3 protein-coding genes are annotated in these 3,717 nt (G+C 29.9%); all 3 read right to left on the bottom strand.

Features of this window, described 5'->3' with window-relative positions:
• Window positions 1-304: 304 nt before the first annotated feature.
• Window positions 305-1,201, bottom strand: a complete 897-nt coding sequence (locus ACH2BC_RS04305; protein WP_395052755.1) for a YitT family protein — start codon at window positions 1,199-1,201, stop codon at window positions 305-307.
• An 89-nt stretch (window positions 1,202-1,290) separates the two neighbouring features.
• Window positions 1,291-2,898, bottom strand: coding sequence for an alkaline phosphatase PafA (gene pafA, locus ACH2BC_RS04300; RefSeq protein WP_395052754.1), 1,608 nt, complete (start codon window positions 2,896-2,898; stop codon window positions 1,291-1,293).
• Window positions 2,899-3,000: 102 nt separating this feature from the next.
• The coding region (locus tag ACH2BC_RS04295) for an NAD(P)H-dependent flavin oxidoreductase (protein WP_395052753.1) at window positions 3,001-3,717 on the bottom strand (717 nt) is incomplete at its 5' end.

The raw sequence follows: 3,717 nt of genomic DNA, 5'->3' as shown, positions 1-3,717 counted from the left end.
GTTTTTCGCTAAGCGAAAAACGCAACTAAAGGATTTTCATTCCTGTCTGGGCTAAGACAGCAACGATATTACAATAAAATCTTAGTCAGTTTAAAAATCTGTGTAAATGTAAATCCAATTACAATTGGTTTAATTAAAAACAATATTTGCACTAACTGTTGCAACATCAAGTGTAGAAAATAACTAATTTAAATAAAAAGTATAAACCTAAATTGTGTTTTCTCTCTTTTTAAAAAATTAAATAGCGTTTTGTAATAAAATAAAAACATTTAGTTAGTAAGAATTAAAATTAAATAAAACTATTTTAATGCAAAGGTCGTTTTTTTATCATTCCGCCTTTAGTATCTTTAATGCTGTGTTGCACTACAAAAGCTTCTTCGTCTATTTTTTCTATTTCTAGAATTAAACTAGTAACTTCAAGTCGAGTAACTACGCAAAATAATATTTTATTGTCATTATTTTTAACTCCAGATTTGCCAAAGCCACTTTCTGAATTGTAAACAGTAACTCCACGACCCAATTTATTTACAATTGTGTTTTTTATAGATACCGATTTTTCTGAAATTATGGTTACTCCTATGTATTCTTCAATTCCATTTATTATAAAATCTACTGTTTTAGAAGCCGAAAAATAAGTTAACATGGAATACATTGCGGTTTCAATATTTATTAATAATGCAGAAAAGGAAAACAAAATTACATTAAAAACAGAAATAAAATCGCCAACCGAAAGACTTGTGCGTTTACTTACATATAATGCTAAAACTTCTGTACCATCAATAACAGCGCCACCACGAATGGACAAACCAATGCCAGCACCAAGAAAAAATCCACCAAAAACTGCAATCAATAATTTGTCATCAGTAATAGTAGGCAGTGTAATGTAATGAACTAAAATTGATAACGAAAGTATTGCCAAAGCACTCTTTATTGCAAACTGAACCGAAATTTGTTTGGCACCAATAAAAATAAAAGGTGCATTTATTAAAATAATTAATATTGATAATTCTATTCCTGTTTTTAATTCTGCTAGCAAAGACAAGCCCATTGCTCCACCATCTAAAAATTTATTTGGCAATAAAAATTCTTTCAAACCTATACTCGCCATAACAATTCCTAAACTTATCAGTATGAAATCTTTAATGTAGCGTTTATAAATAATTCTTGAATTAACTTCTATTGTTTCAGTAACATTTTTCATAGCTTTAACTTTGTTTCAATTTACAAAAAAAATCCCAAATCTTATAAAAGAAAAGGGATTTTTTAACTATTCCTATTTTTTAAATTGTACTATTTCACATTCAAAATCTCACTTAAAACTTCACAATCACTACCATTTGGAAAAGCAACTTTAATTTTTTGAGCTATAGTTGGAGCTATTTCTGTTATGTACTTTTTGTCGCTTGTTTCACCTTTTGGAATTTTCCAACCGTAAAATAATAATGGAACGTGAGTATCATAACTGTAAACTGTTCCGTGAGAAGTTCCAGTTGCGCCATATTCTATAAATCCTGGTTTGTCAAGTACAACTAAATCGCCATTTTGTGTTGCATCATAACCTTTTGCAATAAAATCTAAGTACATATCACTTCCAGAATTTGCCAAAATCTCTTCTTCGGTATAAACAGTTTTTACTTGTTCTTGAGTTAATAAATATTCTTTAAAAGCTTGTTTCACTTTTACCAAATCCAATGCTTTATTTTTAATAATTTCTTTATTAAAAAATAAATTAAAATTAGAATAATCTAAAACTAAATCTGCACCAAAAGTATCTGAAGAAAACTTCTTTAATCCTTTTGCAATATCTTTAGGTTCAATATTAGTTACATTGTATTTATTATCTTTTAAAAACTTAGCATTCTCAGCACCAGCATGATCTGCAGTTAAAAATAAAAGATAATTATTTTTTCCAACTGTTTTGTCTAGGTATGCTAAAAACGTTGCAATAGTTTGATCTAGACGTAAATAAGTGTCTTGTAATTCTATAGAACGTGGTCCAAGAATGTGTCCAACATAATCTGTAGATGAAAAACTCACGGTTAAAAAATCAGTAATTTCGTCATTTCCTAATTGTTCTTTCTCAATGGCTTTCATCGCAAATTCTGCCAATAAATCATTTCCAAATGGTGTTGCACGAATAATTCCTGCATCATTTTTATCGTACATTTCTTTTAAATTATATGGAAAAACTGCTTTTGCTCCATTTAATTTTCCTTCATATACATTATCGTCTACTAAACTTTCATTGTAGGTTTCAATTGGTTTATATAAATCCCAACCTTTATTAATGTATTGTAAATAATGTTTTTCGGTATTAAAATCGGTCACCCAAGTTGGAAGATTTTCACCATAAAAAGTACTAGAAATAAAAGCTCCAGTTTTGCTGTACCAAAATGCCCAATTTGCAAAATGTCCTGCAGGAAGAATTGCGCCTCTATCTTTTAAACTCATTCCAATTACTTTACCTTTAAAATTAGTTGCCAATCTTAATTCGTCAGTAATTGTTGTGCTTAATAGGTTTTTTGGAGACATTTCTCCTTCAATTTTTGTTCCGTCTCCAATTGTTTTTACTGATGCATCTTCAGTACAATAAATATCTTTTCCTAATTTTCTGCTAAACCATTCGTTGCCTACAATTCCGTTTACAGCTGGTGTTGTTCCTGTAAATATTGCAGCATGACCTGGAGCAGTATATGTTGGTAGGTAATTGTAATGCATATTATGAAACGTATAACCATTTTTCATTAATCGCTTGAAACCATTTGCAGAAAAATCGTCATTAAAACGATATAAATACTCTGTTTTCATTTGATCTACAACAATTCCTACTACCAATTTAGGTCGTTGTTGTGCGTAACTTATTGATACTAATAAAAGAAAGAAAAATATCTTTTTCATAATTAAATTTTAAGACTGTAAAAATACGATTTCTATGTAGAATTTTATGATAATTGAAGTAAAGAAAAGGTTATCTGTGAAAAAAACAAACAAAAACTAATGTTAAAATTGAAAGCTAGAAGCTTCTTTCTGAGCCAATTCAAACTCAGAAATTACATTTTCAAATATAGTAGCTACAGGCAAAATTTTGTGAATTAATCCAGCAATTTGACCAATTTCTAATTCGCCTTCTATTAAATCGCCTTCAAACATTCCTCTTTTTGCTCTTCGTTTTCCTAACAAATTTTCTAAATCTTCTTTAGTTGGACAATTAGAATACAATGCTTGAACATCATTATAAAATTTATTTTTTATTAATCGCACTGGAGCTAATTCTTTCAAAGTCAATTGTGTATCACCTTCGTTAGTTTCAATAATAGTTTGCTTAAAATTTTCGTGAGAAGAACTTTCTATTGATGCTGCAAATCGACTTCCCATTTGAACACCATCTGCGCCTAGTATCATTGCGGCTAACATTCCGCGACCAGTTGCAATTCCACCAGCAGCAATTAATGGAATAGAAATATTTTCACGAACCATTGGAATTAAAGTTAGTGTTGTAGTTTCTTCTCTTCCATTGTGTCCGCCAGCTTCAAAACCTTCGGCAACAACTGCGTCAACTCCAGCTTCTTGTGCTTTTAATGCAAATTTTGAACTGCTCACTACATGAACAACTGTTATTCCGTTTTGTTTTAAATGACTGGTCCAAGTTTTAGGATTTCCTGCAGATGTGAATACAATTTTAACTCCTTCTTCAATGATTATTTGGATAATTTCTTC

The organism is Flavobacterium sp., assembly GCF_043760115.1.
GTDB lineage: Bacteria > Bacteroidota > Bacteroidia > Flavobacteriales > Flavobacteriaceae > Flavobacterium.
The sequence above is the reverse complement of the archived record's forward strand: the minus strand, read 5'-3'. Positions and strand labels throughout refer to the sequence as shown.

What these genes read in the sequence shown, in the direction of transcription:
- pafA (WP_395052754.1), bottom strand. Translation starts at nt 2,898, where the DNA reads ATGAAAAAGATATTTTTCTTTCTTTTATTAGTATCAATAAGTTACGCA.
- ACH2BC_RS04305 (WP_395052755.1), bottom strand. Translation starts at nt 1,201, where the DNA reads ATGAAAAATGTTACTGAAACAATAGAAGTTAATTCAAGAATTATTTAT.